The sequence below is a fragment of the Flavobacterium sp. genome (assembly GCF_032153895.1).
In the GTDB taxonomy this organism is placed as follows: Bacteria; Bacteroidota; Bacteroidia; order Flavobacteriales; family Flavobacteriaceae; genus Flavobacterium.
In genome coordinates this window covers 92,435-106,573 of the sequence record NZ_JALDYN010000006.1, presented here as the reverse complement: position 1 = coordinate 106,573, position 14,139 = coordinate 92,435, and the positions used below count along the sequence as shown (strand labels likewise).

The 14,139-nt window shown below is 35.5% G+C and carries 10 protein-coding genes and 3 tRNA genes; 5 read left to right on the top strand and 8 right to left on the bottom strand.

The genetic code is table 11. The features are described from left to right. The coding region (locus RUH60_RS04265; protein ID WP_313805759.1) for a hypothetical protein at window positions 1-227 on the top strand (227 nt) is incomplete at its 5' end. Window positions 228-412: 185 nt separating this feature from the next. Here RUH60_RS04265 and RUH60_RS04260 read toward each other — a convergent pair. From RUH60_RS04260 to RUH60_RS04235, 6 genes are all read right to left on the bottom strand, one after another. Further along, window positions 413-1,867 (bottom strand): primase-helicase family protein, encoded by a 1,455-nt coding sequence (locus RUH60_RS04260; RefSeq protein WP_313805757.1) that lies wholly within the window; start codon window positions 1,865-1,867, stop codon window positions 413-415. A gap of 2 nt (window positions 1,868-1,869) precedes the next feature. Continuing rightward, window positions 1,870-2,163, bottom strand: coding sequence for a helix-turn-helix domain-containing protein (locus tag RUH60_RS04255; RefSeq protein WP_313805756.1), 294 nt, complete (start codon window positions 2,161-2,163; stop codon window positions 1,870-1,872). A 145-nt stretch (window positions 2,164-2,308) separates the two neighbouring features. Continuing rightward, complete coding sequence (locus RUH60_RS04250) at window positions 2,309-3,211, bottom strand: hypothetical protein (RefSeq protein WP_313805755.1); 903 nt, start codon at window positions 3,209-3,211, stop codon at window positions 2,309-2,311. Between the two features lie 158 nt (window positions 3,212-3,369). Next, window positions 3,370-3,443 (bottom strand) — tRNA-Arg (locus RUH60_RS04245). 44 nt (window positions 3,444-3,487) lie between these two features. Next, window positions 3,488-3,562, bottom strand: a tRNA-Pro gene (locus tag RUH60_RS04240). Between the two features lie 12 nt (window positions 3,563-3,574). After that, window positions 3,575-3,658, bottom strand: a tRNA-Ser gene (locus RUH60_RS04235). 275 nt (window positions 3,659-3,933) lie between these two features. Here RUH60_RS04235 and RUH60_RS04230 point away from each other — a divergent pair. Continuing rightward, a complete protein-coding gene (locus RUH60_RS04230; protein ID WP_313805753.1) occupies window positions 3,934-5,112 on the top strand; it encodes an acetyl-CoA C-acyltransferase in 1,179 nt (392 codons plus the stop codon). Between the two features lie 75 nt (window positions 5,113-5,187). Beyond that, window positions 5,188-5,949 (top strand): C40 family peptidase, encoded by a 762-nt coding sequence (locus RUH60_RS04225; RefSeq protein WP_313805751.1) that lies wholly within the window; start codon window positions 5,188-5,190, stop codon window positions 5,947-5,949. A gap of 50 nt (window positions 5,950-5,999) precedes the next feature. Here RUH60_RS04225 and RUH60_RS04220 read toward each other — a convergent pair whose 3' ends face one another. After that, entirely contained in the window at window positions 6,000-7,316 is a 1,317-nt protein-coding gene (locus RUH60_RS04220) for a tetratricopeptide repeat protein (protein ID WP_313805749.1), read from the bottom strand. 17 nt (window positions 7,317-7,333) lie between these two features. Continuing rightward, window positions 7,334-9,877, bottom strand: coding sequence for a DNA gyrase subunit A (gyrA, locus tag RUH60_RS04215; protein WP_313805747.1), 2,544 nt, complete (start codon window positions 9,875-9,877; stop codon window positions 7,334-7,336). 264 nt (window positions 9,878-10,141) lie between these two features. On the opposite strand from gyrA, the gene RUH60_RS04210 reads away from it, so the two are divergent. Together RUH60_RS04210 and rimK are read left to right on the top strand one after the other, a co-directional pair. Continuing rightward, window positions 10,142-12,691, top strand: coding sequence for an ATP-dependent Clp protease ATP-binding subunit (locus tag RUH60_RS04210; protein ID WP_313805745.1), 2,550 nt, complete (start codon window positions 10,142-10,144; stop codon window positions 12,689-12,691). 76 nt (window positions 12,692-12,767) lie between these two features. Continuing rightward, window positions 12,768-14,135, top strand: a complete 1,368-nt coding sequence (gene rimK / locus RUH60_RS04205) for a 30S ribosomal protein S6--L-glutamate ligase (protein WP_313805743.1) — start codon at window positions 12,768-12,770, stop codon at window positions 14,133-14,135. Window positions 14,136-14,139: the final 4 nt, after the last annotated feature.

Genomic DNA, 14,139 nt, shown 5'->3' with positions numbered 1-14,139 from the left:
AGATTGTGTTGGAAAGATTGGAATCTGATTCTGCAATTTATAATGATGATGCTGATATCCAAAAACTTTATAAAAGGTATTATAAAAAGTTGAAGAACTTGGTCAATTACTACAATAATAACAAGGTTTCAATTTTAAGTAATGACTATAAATTTAATGCTTGTTATATGAAAATAACTGGGCTGATTTCTGATTATAATAATGCTTTTAAACAAATTAAAAATTAAACAGATTTGAAAATCAATCTAATACATTTTAATATTTAAAAATAATCATTTGAAAATAGCATCCCGAAATTGAACTGAAAATTTTTTCAGATAAAACTGAAAAGTCATTTATAATAATAAAAAAGCGGCTAATAGTTTTAGCCGCTTTAAAAGTTTTCAAAAAAAAGGTCACTTTGTCACTTTTGCTATTCGGTTTTCATAAAATCTACAAAAACTCCCCCATCACTCTTTCTATGATTGCAAGTTAGACTACGTGTTTTTGCCCATTTATCTAGCCATTTTTTAAACAAAATATTGGTTATGTTACGTGATTCTACTGGATATTTTTCTTTATAGGCAGTGTAAAAAGTTGTTTTATTTATTGTAATCATTTTTTTTCCGGTTTCAAATTTTATATTCATATCTGCAAAATCGACAAAAGAAACATCGGTAGCCATTTTTAGCTTGTTTTCTTCTAAATTAATAGGTTTATAGGCAACAATTCCGTTTTTTATAAAATACTGACAATAAAAAATTAAGCAATGATAAAAGCTGTTCCATTCATGACAATTCCAATCATCAAATAATTTTTTGCCAAACTCATCAAATGGCGTAAATTCAGCTGAATAATGCGGTGCAATTTCAATTTCGATTCTCCTCCTTTCATCTGAATTCCCACCCGAGCCTTTTACCATGTAATTCGAAGATATCATTAACTTCGGTGATAAATTGAATGGAATTTTATACGATGCTTTATATTTTTCTTCGACTGTCATATCACCAGTTACTACAGAATAAAATTCTTCAAAATTAAAATCTGCATTAACATCGTCCAAATACAATACTCTATGCGACAAATCAATATCCTGATAAAAAAACCGGTTAGTTTTATTATGCAAAGTTTTTCCGTCTTTTGATAAAGTAGATGTAATTTTCGAAATTGCTTTCCCAATTATTGATTTTCCTGTACCTCCATTTGCCTCGCCAGAAAAATCCAAACATTCATCAACAAGAATCAATGCCCTTGTCGTAGTTGGCGATTTATAGCCGTGAATAATATAGCCAATCGACGAAATCAATTGAGCGTATCTGTTTTTATCATTAGCCGTGACGTTTTTAATAAACTTATTGAAATCAGAATCTTTATAATTTCTTTTACTTATATCTATCTCAAAATCAATAATTTGAGATTCTAAAATATAGCCTGGATAATTTTCGTAGGGAATCAATTCCAAAGTATCAGCACTAACCTTCAAAGCACCATTTTTAAAATAAAAATATGCATTCTGCTCAGTAGAAATGTTTAGCTGAACTTCTTGTATACTGTCCAACCCCTGAAAACTTCTCTTATTTACATAATTACCAGATAAAAATTCCTCCCACACTGTTTCCTTTTTTTCTTGATGAAGGAGCTTATATTTTACGGCATCCGTTAATTCTTCTTCATATGCATCACAAATAATACAACTGCTTCTGATTTTTACAAAACGATACCCTCCTTTTGGCATTTTTAACTTCCGAAAACCTAAATTTTCCCAAAATTTTACAAGTTTTCCAATCTTTATGTCAATTTTTATTGAACTTTCCGTACACGTTTCGAAGTAGAATGAAGTTTCAAATTTTGCCTCATCAGTTTCAATTTTAATAAATTTCTCTTCCATAATCATTTAATTTTCAGCATTTTATTAAAAAAATCATTTTTCACCACATCAACAGATTCCTGCTTATTACTTAGTGCCCAACCAAGCAAATCTGTTTTTTTAAAATAAATTAATTTCCCTCCGGGTTTATAAAAAGGAATGGCTCGTTTGTGAGTTAGCTTGTACAGCATACTGGAAGAAATATCCAGCAGAACCAATGCTTCCTTGAAGGTCAAAACTTCTTTGGCAAGCCAACCCAATTGCTCTGTAGAATCAGCATCTACTTTTTTTTCTTTAAAAACAATTTCTGTTTCCATAAAATCATATATTTAATGTTGGACACAGACTCTCTGTATCTCTGACGCAAATTTCCAGCGTTACAGGATAGTTATCGAAAAATGAAAATGGGTTATGAATTTTTATTGGGGTTATAAAAAAGAAAAAGTGGTTATACCACTTTTTTTAACTGCTTCTAAGCTCGTTTATAATTATTTGGGAAGCAAATCTTGCTCTATAAGGATTCAATTTTGATTTGTTGCCAAATTTTGCTTTCAATGTAGTAAGTTCCCAGTCGTCAAAATCAGAAAATGTAAATTTAATTAGCTCAATAAAGCTTTTGCGAATCGTTTTGGTTGTGTATAAATGCTTATGCAATACCCAAAAAGTAAACAAAAGTAAATCTTTTGAAATGTTAATTGGATCTAATTTTTGAATGCTTACCGGCATTTTTTCATTTTCCTTATAGAAAATTATACAAGAATGCATTAAATCAAATTGATCATCTGTCATTATTTTTTGCCTCTTATCATTATTGCCCTTAAGATATCCAATAACCGCAAGGATCAGTTCATAATCATCTAAAATTGTATCGGTAGGCTGATTAAATTCTAAAAAAGACATGTTTAGAACTATTTCTTTTTTGGCTTTATTTAAATGTTTTTGGTTTATATATTTTATGATTTCTTTAAATGGAGATAACAGGATAGGATATTTTTCAATATTTTCTTTTCCATTTCTAATAATATATTGTAATTGCTTTTCTTGATGCATTAAATAAGCAATATAATCTGAAGAAGATGTTACCGATTCAGTAACTCCTTCATTTATAAGATTCTTTGAAATTTTGATTTGTTTATAAATTAATTTCGTAAGTTCAGATTCGAAAGAAGTTGTTTCTTCAACTGTATTACCAAATATATCAACGTCATAGTATTTAACAACACCTTTTGTATTGTCCAAGGAAGTTATATGAAGCCCAGAGTACTCAGTAATTTCATAAAGAAATTTACTCAAATGTTTCTCTAATCCACCATCTGTAATATATGTTTCAAAAAAGGCAAAGGGGTTTTTAATAGTGCTTTCCATAAAGTACTGAATCGTAAAATGTTTTTACTAAACACTTTCAAAAATAATAAATAATACTTGGAATTGCTTCGGATAGGTTTTATTAAAAAGTTGTACCTATGTTGTACCTATAAAATAAAAAAAGACCTCACACTTCTGTAAAGTCTTTAAAAACAAAGTGATCCCGTCAGGATTCGAACCTGAGACCTACTGCTTAGAAGGCAGTTGCTCTATCCAGCTGAGCTACGGGACCTTAAAATCATTTCTCAGTTAAATTGGGAATACTGAAAGTTATTGTCGGGGTGGCAGGATTCGAACCTGCGACCTCCTGGTCCCAAACCAGGCGCGATGACCGGGCTACGCTACACCCCGATGCAAAAAAAGCGGAGAGACAGGGATTCGAACCCTGGCATCGGTTACCCGATGACAGATTAGCAATCTGCTCCGTTACCACTCCGGCACCTCTCCTATTTGCAAAGAACTTATCCTTTTTTGCGGTTGCAAATGTATACTAACGTTCGGTTTTCTGCAACTATTTTTTACATTATTTTCATTTTTTAGTAAATATATTTTAAAACTGATTCATTGTCAATCATATAGAATTAACAAAAAAACATCAATCTCAACGACTTTAGCCCGATTTTTTCAAAACCTGAAATCCGTCTTAATAAAATTAACAAATACTACTATATCTGCTCAATTTTAGTTAAATTCGCATCTTCAACAAACAATCGACTTAAATCATGAGTAAAAAAGTAGTTATCGTATCGGCAGTTAGAACTCCAATTGGAAGTTTTATGGGAAGTTTATCAACCGTTACAGCTTCACAATTAGGAGCAGCCGCTATAAAAGGTGCTTTAAATAAAATCAATTTAGATCCAAATTTAGTAGACGAAGTATTAATGGGTAATGTTGTTCAAGCAGGTGTTGGTCAAGCTCCGGCTCGTCAGGCTGCTGTTTACGCAGGTTTACCTAATTCTGTTATTTGTACTACAATAAATAAAGTTTGTGCTTCAGGAATGAAAGCTATTTCACAAGGAGCCCAGGCTATTATGTCTGGTGATGCTGAAGTAGTTATTGCAGGAGGAATGGAAAATATGAGTTTGATTCCTCACTATACACATTTGAGAAATGGTGCTAAATTCGGTCCTGCTACCCTACTTGACGGTATGCAGAAAGACGGATTAACCGATGCTTACGACAATAACGCTATGGGTGTTCATGCGGATGCTTGTGCAACCGAATACAAAATTACACGTGAAGAGCAAGATGCTTTTGCAATTCAATCCTATCAGCGTTCTGCTGCGGCTTGGGATGCAGGAAAATTTGACAACGAAGTAGTTCCGGTTTCCATTCCACAAAGAAAAGGAGATCCGATTGTTTTCGCTAAAGATGAAGAATACACTAACGTTAAGTTAGATAAAATCCCTGCGTTAAATGCAGTTTTTACTAAAGAAGGAACTGTAACAGCTGCAAATGCTTCAACTATCAATGACGGAGCTGCTGCAGTTATCTTAATGAGTGAAGAAAAAGCAAACGCTTTAGGTTTAAAACCTTTGGCTTACATCAAATCTTATGCTGATGCGGAGCAGGAGCCAAAATGGTTTACAACAACGCCGGCAAAAGCATTACCTAAAGCACTAGATAAAGCAGGATTATCAGTTTCTGATGTAGATTTCTTTGAATTTAACGAAGCTTTCTCTGTTGTAGGATTAGCAAACGCTAAAATTTTAGGCTTAGATAACAATAAAGTAAATGTTAACGGTGGTGCAGTTTCATTAGGACATCCACTAGGTTGTTCAGGTGCAAGAATCGTTGTTACCCTTATTAATGTATTAGAGCAAAACAATGCTAAAATTGGAGCGGCTGCAATCTGTAATGGTGGTGGTGGTGCTTCAGCAATTGTTATCGAAAGAGCATAATAAGTTATAAATTAAGAATTATGAGTTATGAGTGATTACTTGTAACTCATAATTTATAACTCATAATTACCCTAAATGTTTGCAATCTGTAATCTGGCAATCGTCCCTTTACGTTTTGAACCAAGCGATCGAAGTGAATTAGTTTCACAGGTTTTGTTTGGCGAACACTTTACAATTTTGGAACAAACCGAAAAGTGGTCCAGAATACAGTTGGCATTTGATAATTACGAAGGCTGGATTGACAACAAACAGTTTCAGCTGATTAATGAAGAAACATTCAATTCCCTTTCTTCTTCTCCGGCTATAATGAATGCGGATTTGGTTGAATATTTAACTACTCCCAACAATCATTTAATGCCAATTCCTATTGGAAGTTCTTTAGCTTTCTTAGATAATTCTGAGGTAAATACTGCGCAATTTTCTTTTGAAGGAATGAAAGTTTGCGGCGTTAAACCAAAATCTGAGTTGATTAAAACGGCATTTATGTATTTAAACGCTCCTTATTTATGGGGTGGAAAAACACCTTTTGGTATTGATTGCTCCGGTTTTACACAAATGGTTTACAAACTTAATGGTTATAAATTGCTACGTGATGCTTCACAACAGGCAACTCAAGGAGATGCGTTAAGTTTTATCGAAGAAAGTGAACCAGGAGATTTAGCTTTTTTCGACAACGAAGAAGGCCGAATAATTCACGTTGGAATGATTATGGAAAACAACTACATCATTCATGCTCACGGTAAAGTAAGAATTGACCGTTTAGACCACTTAGGAATTTACAACGTTGATACCGGAAGACACACTCATAAATTGAGAGTTATCAAAAAGATTATATAAATAAAAAAAAGCCTCACTTTTAAAAGTGAGGCTTTTTTATCTAATCAAACTTACTTAGCTTTTAATGCCTTATATTTTGCATCCATTTCTAAGAACTGATAAGCTCCCAAAAGAAGATTTTTAACTCCTTCATTTGCAGGCTGCAAATCAAGTGCTTTTTCAAAATATGGAATTGCCTGCGTCAGCATTTTTTGTCTTTTTGCTTTTAATTCATCATATTTCTTTGCATCTTTTGTAGACATTCCTAAAGAGTTCATTTCAGAAACAATTTTTTGATCATCTGCAATTAATAGTAAGCCTAAATTGTTATAAGCATTAAAATACTTGGGATCAATTGAAATAGCCTTCTCATAATATTTCTTGGCAGATTCAACATCACCAGCATTTCCAGACACAACTCCTAAATTAAACAATAAGTCAGCGTCATTTGGTTTTTTCGCCAAAGCTTCACCGATTAATCGCTTATATGATTCCATGTCTTTTGTTTGATAATACAAATTTGCTTCTGTCATTATCAAACCAGTATCATTTGGATCTTGTTGTCTAGCTTCAGCTACTGCTTTTTTTGCTTCTTCGACTTTACCCTTTTCTACTAAAATCAATGCGTAGTTTTTGTAAATTTCACCTTTTTTAGATGCAATTTTCTCATCTCTTGGCTTCTCATGTGTTCCTGACTTTACAAACAAATCCCTTTGATTTTTATCTGGAAAAAGTTCTTCTTTTTTTGAAGTTTTATTAATTGCTAAATAATTGGTTCCTTCACCAGTATACTTAACATTCTTTAATTCTTCTAATAAAGTCAATGCATAATCATAATCTTTAGCATTCATTGCTAAAACAGAAGCATTATACAAATTAACCTGATCTTTTGAATCAAGCTTATAGACAGCATCAAAAATTTTAGCCGCTTCAACTTCTTTACCTCCGTCATTCAAAGCATAAGCATACTGTAACATCATCGGCTTAAAACTCTGAATAGTCTCCTTAATATCAGACGTATAGACTTCTTTACCCGATTTCTTTTCAAATGCTAAAACCTCATTCAAACCTGAAGCCATTGCATTGATTTTAGCTGCAGATAAATTTTTTGTTACAGCCTGCAAATCATTCGGATTTTTAGCCATTGCATCATTCAATTCTAAAACAGGCAACATAGCCTTATAAAAATTGGTGTAAACCAAATCAGACTCTGATAAACCAGTCATTGAAGTCAATTTGTTTACATTCGCTTTATACGACGACATATCCTCGGTAGACAGCTGATCCTTAGCATATAATTTTTTCAGCGCTTTCATCTCATCCTTCTGAGCAAATGAAGCTGCTGACAACATCAATGAAGATGCAACAAATAAATATTTAATTTTCATTGTATATCAAAATTTAATTATTCCTGAGTATCGTTAGTTTCTTCTGAAGTTTCTGGAGTTTCACCTTCGAATTCTTCTCCGTTTTCTTCACTTTCTTCTTCACGCATTACTTTACATACTGCTGCAATTCCGTCGTTTCCTTTAATGTTGATTAAACGAACTCCTTGGGTTGCACGTCCCATAACACGTAAATCAGAAACTCGCATTCTAATGGTTAATCCAGATTTGTTGATAATCATCAAATCGTCTTCATCCGTTACGCTGTTAATAGCAATTAATGAGCCAGTTTTTTCAGTAATGTTCAAAGTCTTAACTCCTTTACCGCCACGGTTGGTGATTCGGTATACATCTTCTCCATCTTCGTCTACCAAGCGAGTACGTTTTCCGTAACCGTTTTCAGTAACAACCAAGATTTGAGAATCGTTTACGTGATCTCTGTCTACAGAAACCATTCCGATAACTTCATCGTTATCATCCGCTAAAGTTACACCTCGAACTCCGGAAGCTGTTCTTCCCATAGGACGGGTTTTTTCCTCTTCGAAACGAACCAATTTACCAGATTTCACAGCAATTAACACCTGACTGTTTCCGGTTGTTAATTTTGCTTCTAGTAATTCATCATCTTCTTTAATAGTAATTGCGGCAACTCCGTTTACACGTGGTCTTGAATATTGTTCTAAAGACGTTTTCTTAACCTGACCTTGTTTCGTTACCATGATCACATAATGGTTGTTGATGTATTCCTGGTCTTTCAAGTCATGCGTACAGATAAATGCTTTTACTTTATCGTCATTTTCGATATTGATAAGGTTCTGAATCGCACGCCCTTTACTTGTTTTACTTCCTTCCGGAATTTCATAAACACGCATCCAGAAACATTTTCCTTTTTGCGTGAAGAACAACATGTATTGGTGATTCGTTGCTACGAACATATGTTCTAAGAAATCCGCATCACGAGTTCCGGCAGATTTTTGTCCAACTCCACCTCTGTTCTGTGTTTTGTATTCCGAAAGCGGCGTACGTTTGATATAACCAGCATGAGAAATTGTAATCACAACTTGCTCATCTGCAATCAAATCTTCGATACTTACATCACCACCAGCGTATTCAATTTGTGAACGACGTGCATCTCCGTATTTATCTCTGATTTCTGCCAACTCATCTTTAATTACCTGCATTCTCATTTCTTTGCTTGCCAATAATTCTTTCAAATAAGCAATCAATTTCATGATTTCATCGTACTCTGCACGCAATTTATCCTGCTCAAGACCAGTTAACTGACGTAAACGCATCTCAACAATTGCACGAGCTTGAATTTCAGATAAGTTGAAACGCTCAATCAATTTGGCTCTCGCCTCGTCACCATCTTTCGAAGAACGGATTAATTGGATTACTTCATCAATATTATCCGAAGCGATGATTAAACCTTCTAAAATATGTGCTCTTTCTTCTGCTTTTCTTAAATCGAATTCCGCACGACGCGTTACTACTTCATGACGGTGCTCAACGAAATAATGAATTAAGTCTTTTAAATTCAACATTTGCGGACGTCCTTTCACCAATGCGATATTGTTCACACTGAATGACGACTGCAATTGCGTATACTTATATAAGGTATTTAAAACTACATTCGGAACGGCTTCACGTTTCAAAACGTAAACGATACGCATACCGTTTCTGTCGGATTCGTCACGAATAGTTGAAATTCCTTCGATTTTTTTATCATTAACCAAGTCTGCCGTATGCTTAATCATTGCAGCTTTATTAACCTGATACGGAATTTCAGTAACCACAATCGATTCTCTTCCATCAACTTCTTCGAAACCAACTTTGGCACGCATTACAACGCGTCCACGACCGGTTTTGAAGGCTTCACGTACACCGTCCATACCGTAAATGATTCCTCCTGTTGGGAAATCCGGTGCTTTAACGTGCGTGATTAATTCATCAATTTCGATATCATTATTGTCGATATAGGCTAAAGTTCCGTCAATAACTTCTGTTAAATTGTGTGGCGCCATATTCGTTGCCATACCAACCGCAATACCGGAAGCTCCGTTTACTAATAAGTTAGGAACTTTAGTTGGCATTACTTTTGGCTCTTCTAACGTATCGTCGAAGTTTAACTGGAAATCTACCGTTTCTTTATCAATGTCAGCCAACATTTCTTCCGAGAACTTTTTCATTCTTGCCTCGGTATAACGCATTGCTGCCGGACTGTCACCATCTACGGAACCGAAGTTACCCTGACCGTCAACCATCAAATAACGTAAACTCCACTCCTGCGCCATACGAACCATGGCATCGTATACTGAACTGTCACCATGCGGGTGGTACTTACCAAGAACCTCCCCTACAATTCTCGCTGACTTTTTATGTGCTCTGTTTGATAATACTCCTAATTCATACATCCCGAATAATACTCTTCGGTGTACTGGTTTCAAGCCATCTCTAACATCAGGAAGCGCTCTGGATACAATTACCGACATCGAATAATCGATGTAGGCTGATTTCATTTCATCCTCAATGTTAATAGGAATTAACTTTTCTCCTTCAGACATAGGTATTTACAATTAAAATTATATTATTTTCTAAACGTGCCAATATACATATTTTTAAAGTAACCCAACAGCAATTTATCCACAATTTTAAGGGATTTATTAACATTGATAAAGATTTAAAAAGTTGATAAAACCTGCAATTTTGTCTTTTTTTTCTCGATTTTTTTTTGTCAATTAGCAAATAAGGAAGACTAATTCTGTCAGGTATGATTTTTGCACAAGGCTTATAGAATTAGTAAATTTACAGTATAAAGATATTTTGCAATGGACGATAATTTTTCACCAAGAGTAAAAGATGTGATTACCTACAGTAAAGAAGAGGCTTTACGACTAGGGCACGACTTCATTGGTACGGAACATTTAATGCTCGGGATTTTAAGAGACGGTAACGGAACTGCCATCAATATATTGAACAATTTATCGGTAGATTTAGAACATTTACGCCGAAAAATTGAAATTGTCAGTCCGCCCAATCCCAACGCAGACAGAAGTACCGAAAAGAAAAACCTACATTTAACCCGTCAGGCGGAACGTGCTTTGCGCACCACTTTTCTGGAAGCTAAGGTTTTTCAAAGTACTTCAATCAGTACAGCGCATTTGTTGTTGTGCATTCTCCGCAACGAGAACGATCCGACAACAAAACTGCTTAATAAATTAAAAATTGACTACGAACTTGTTAAAGAACAATTTATAGCTATGACATCAAACGAAGAAGACTACATCGATAACTTACCAAAAAACGAGTCATTTAACGACGATTCCGGACAAGATGACAGTTTGCGTGACGGCGGATTCAACAACCCGAACGCACCAGGTAAAGCCAATAAAAAATCAAAAACACCGGTTTTAGACAATTTCGGACGCGATTTAACCGAATTAGCCGAAGAAGGAAAACTTGACCCAGTTGTAGGGCGTGAAAAAGAAATCGAACGCGTATCTCAGATTTTAAGCCGAAGAAAGAAAAACAACCCGTTATTAATTGGTGAACCAGGAGTTGGTAAATCTGCCATTGCGGAAGGTTTAGCACTTAGAATCATCCAGAAAAAAGTATCCCGAATTCTATTCAATAAACGAGTTGTAACTCTTGATTTAGCGAGTTTAGTAGCCGGAACTAAATATCGCGGACAATTCGAAGAGCGAATGAAAGCCGTGATGAACGAGTTGGAGAAAAACGACGACATCATCCTTTTCATTGACGAAATTCACACGATTGTAGGTGCTGGTGGCGCAACCGGTTCATTAGATGCTTCCAATATGTTTAAACCAGCTTTAGCGCGTGGAGAAATTCAATGTATTGGAGCTACAACACTAGATGAATATCGTCAGTATATTGAAAAAGATGGTGCTTTAGAGCGTCGTTTCCAGAAAGTTATCGTTGAACCTACATCCGTTGAAGAAACCATTACGATTCTGAACAATATCAAAAATAAATACGAAGATCACCATAACGTAATCTACACACCTGAAGCTATCGAAGCTTGTGTGAAATTGACAAATCGTTATATGACAGAGCGTTTTTTACCGGACAAAGCGATTGATGCTTTAGACGAAGCAGGTTCACGCGTTCACATTACCAATATCGATGTTCCGAAACAAATTCTGGAATTGGAAAAACAATTGGAAGATGTTCGCGAATTGAAAAACACCGTCGTTAAGAAACAGAAATACGAAGAAGCAGCCAAACTTAGAGATGACGAAAAACGCATCGAAAAAGACTTGGCGATTGCTCAGGAACAATGGGAAGAAGATTCCAAAAACAACCGAATCACCGTGACCGAAGACAACGTTGCTGACGTAGTTTCGATGATGACCGGAATTCCTGTAAATCGTATCGCTCAAACTGAAAGTAATAAGTTAGCTCACCTACCCGATCTTATTAAAGGTAAGGTAATTGGACAAGACGAAGCAGTATTAAAAATTGCCAAATCCATCCAAAGAAACAGAGCTGGTTTAAAAGATCCGAACAAGCCGATTGGTTCATTCATTTTCTTAGGTTCAACCGGAGTTGGAAAGACACAATTAGCCAAAGTATTAGCTCGTGAATTATTTGATTCTGAAGATGCGTTAGTACGTATCGACATGAGCGAATACATGGAGAAATTTGCGATTTCCAGATTGGTTGGAGCGCCTCCGGGATATGTTGGTTATGAAGAAGGTGGTCAGTTAACCGAAAAAGTTCGCAGAAAACCATATTGTGTTGTGTTATTAGATGAGATTGAAAAAGCCCATCCGGATGTTTTCAACATGATGTTACAGGTTTTAGATGACGGTCATTTAACAGACAGTTTAGGGCGTAAAATCGATTTCAGAAATACAATTATCATCATGACATCCAATGTTGGAGCGCGTCAGTTGAAAGATTTCGGAACTGGAGTTGGTTTCGGAACAGCAGCTAAAACCGCTCAAGCAGACGATATGGCAAAAGGTGTAATTGAAAACGCTCTGAAAAAAGCCTTCGCTCCGGAATTCTTAAATCGTATTGATGACGTAATCGTATTCAACGCTTTAGAAAAAGAAGATATTGACAAAATCATCGATATCGAAATGGACAAATTGTACGCTCGCGTTGCTGATTTAGGCTACAAACTTTCCTTATCTGAAAAAGCCAAAGACTATATCGCAGAAAAAGGTTTCGACAAACAATTTGGTGCAAGACCTTTAAAACGAGCGATTCAGAAATACGTTGAAGATGAATTGGCAGAAGAAATTATTACTTCTAAAATTCATGCCGGAGACGAAATTTTCATGGATTTAGACGAAGATAAGCAAGAGCTTACCGTTACCATCAAAAAAGCAGAAGAGCCTACTAATTAGTAGGCTTTTTCTTTTTTAGGTTATTTTGCTTGGCATATCAAAAAAAACTGTACTTTAGTTTACTAAAACAAATAAAATGCTGGACAAAGTAATCGTAGGGAGCGAAGAATGGTGCTCCTTCCCTTCTCTTGGAATTCCTGTAATCAAAGCCCGTGTAGATTCTGGCGCTAAAACTTCGGCACTTCATGCTACCAATATTACACCGTTTGAAAAAAATGGTGAAAACTGGGTGAAATTTGACATCAATCCGATTCAAAATAACTTAAAAGCGGTTATCCATTGTGAAACACCTTTAATTGATAAGCGCGTAGTAAAAAGTTCCAGCGGTTATCGCGAACAGCGTTATGTTATTAAAACACCTTTGGAAATTGGAGGAAGCACTTGGGAAGTTGAACTTACTTTGACCAATCGTGATTCCATGGGATTCCGAATGTTATTGGGTCGTGAAGCCATGTCCGGCAGAATTTTGGTTGATCCAGAACAGAAATACTTGTTAGGTCAGCCAACATCTGAAAAAATCAAAGAATATTATTATAGTGATGAGCCTTCAAAAAAAGGACTTCGTATTGGTTTATTAGCCAGTAATCCTGAATTATACAGCAACAAACGTATTATGGAAGCCGGTGAAATGCGCGGTCATGAGATGCATTTCCTAAATCTGAAATATTGCTATATGAAACTCGACGCGGATACACCTGAAATTCATTACCGTGGTGGTCGCGTTTTAAACGATTTCGATGCTGTTATTCCAAGGATTCGCCCAAGTATGACCTATTACGGCTGTGCTTTGACCCGTCAATTTGAAGCGTTAAAAGTTTTTGCTTTGAACAATTCTGCGGCAATCAGTCAATCAAGAGATAAATTATTTTCATTACAATTGCTTCTGAATAATGGTGTAGATATTCCAACAACTGGTTTTGCCAATTCTCCGTTAGACACGAATGATTTGATTAAAATGGTTGGTGGTTCTCCTTTAATCGTAAAATTATTGGAAGGAACACAAGGAAAAGGTGTCGTTTTAGCAGAGACCAAAAAAGCTGCTGAATCGGTAATTAATGCTTTCAAAAGTTTAAATGCCAATATCTTAGTTCAGGAGTTTATTAAAGAAGCCAACGGTAAAGATTTACGTTTGTTCGTTGTAGACGGAAAAGTTGTAGCCGCAATGCAGCGTGAAGCACTTCCGGGAGAATTTCGTGCAAACATTCACTTGGGAGGAACGGCTTCTGTCGTAAAAGTAACTTCCGAAGAGAAAAAAATTGCAATAAAAGCGGCCAAAGCCATGAATTTAAAAGTAGCTGGTGTGGACATCATTCGTTCTTCTAAAGGACCTTTATTGCTTGAAGTTAACTCTTCCCCTGGTTTGGAAGGTATTGAAGGCGCTACCCAAAAAGACATCGCCGGCGAAATGATTAAAGCGATTGAAAAGAATTTTAAATGGAAATAATCCG

Excerpts from the sequence above, each read along its gene's own strand:
- RUH60_RS04260 (WP_313805757.1), bottom strand. The coding sequence starts at position 1,867 with ATGGAAGAGAAATTTATTAAAATTGAAACTGATGAGGCAAAATTTGAA.
- RUH60_RS04255 (WP_313805756.1), bottom strand. The coding sequence starts at position 2,163 with ATGGAAACAGAAATTGTTTTTAAAGAAAAAAAAGTAGATGCTGATTCT.
- RUH60_RS04250 (WP_313805755.1), bottom strand. The coding sequence starts at position 3,211 with ATGGAAAGCACTATTAAAAACCCCTTTGCCTTTTTTGAAACATATATT.
- RUH60_RS04230 (WP_313805753.1), top strand. The coding sequence starts at position 3,934 with ATGAGTAAAAAAGTAGTTATCGTATCGGCAGTTAGAACTCCAATTGGA.
- RUH60_RS04225 (WP_313805751.1), top strand. The coding sequence starts at position 5,188 with ATGTTTGCAATCTGTAATCTGGCAATCGTCCCTTTACGTTTTGAACCA.
- RUH60_RS04220 (WP_313805749.1), bottom strand. The coding sequence starts at position 7,316 with ATGAAAATTAAATATTTATTTGTTGCATCTTCATTGATGTTGTCAGCA.
- gyrA (WP_313805747.1), bottom strand. The coding sequence starts at position 9,877 with ATGTCTGAAGGAGAAAAGTTAATTCCTATTAACATTGAGGATGAAATG.
- RUH60_RS04210 (WP_313805745.1), top strand. The coding sequence starts at position 10,142 with ATGGACGATAATTTTTCACCAAGAGTAAAAGATGTGATTACCTACAGT.
- rimK (WP_313805743.1), top strand. The coding sequence starts at position 12,768 with ATGCTGGACAAAGTAATCGTAGGGAGCGAAGAATGGTGCTCCTTCCCT.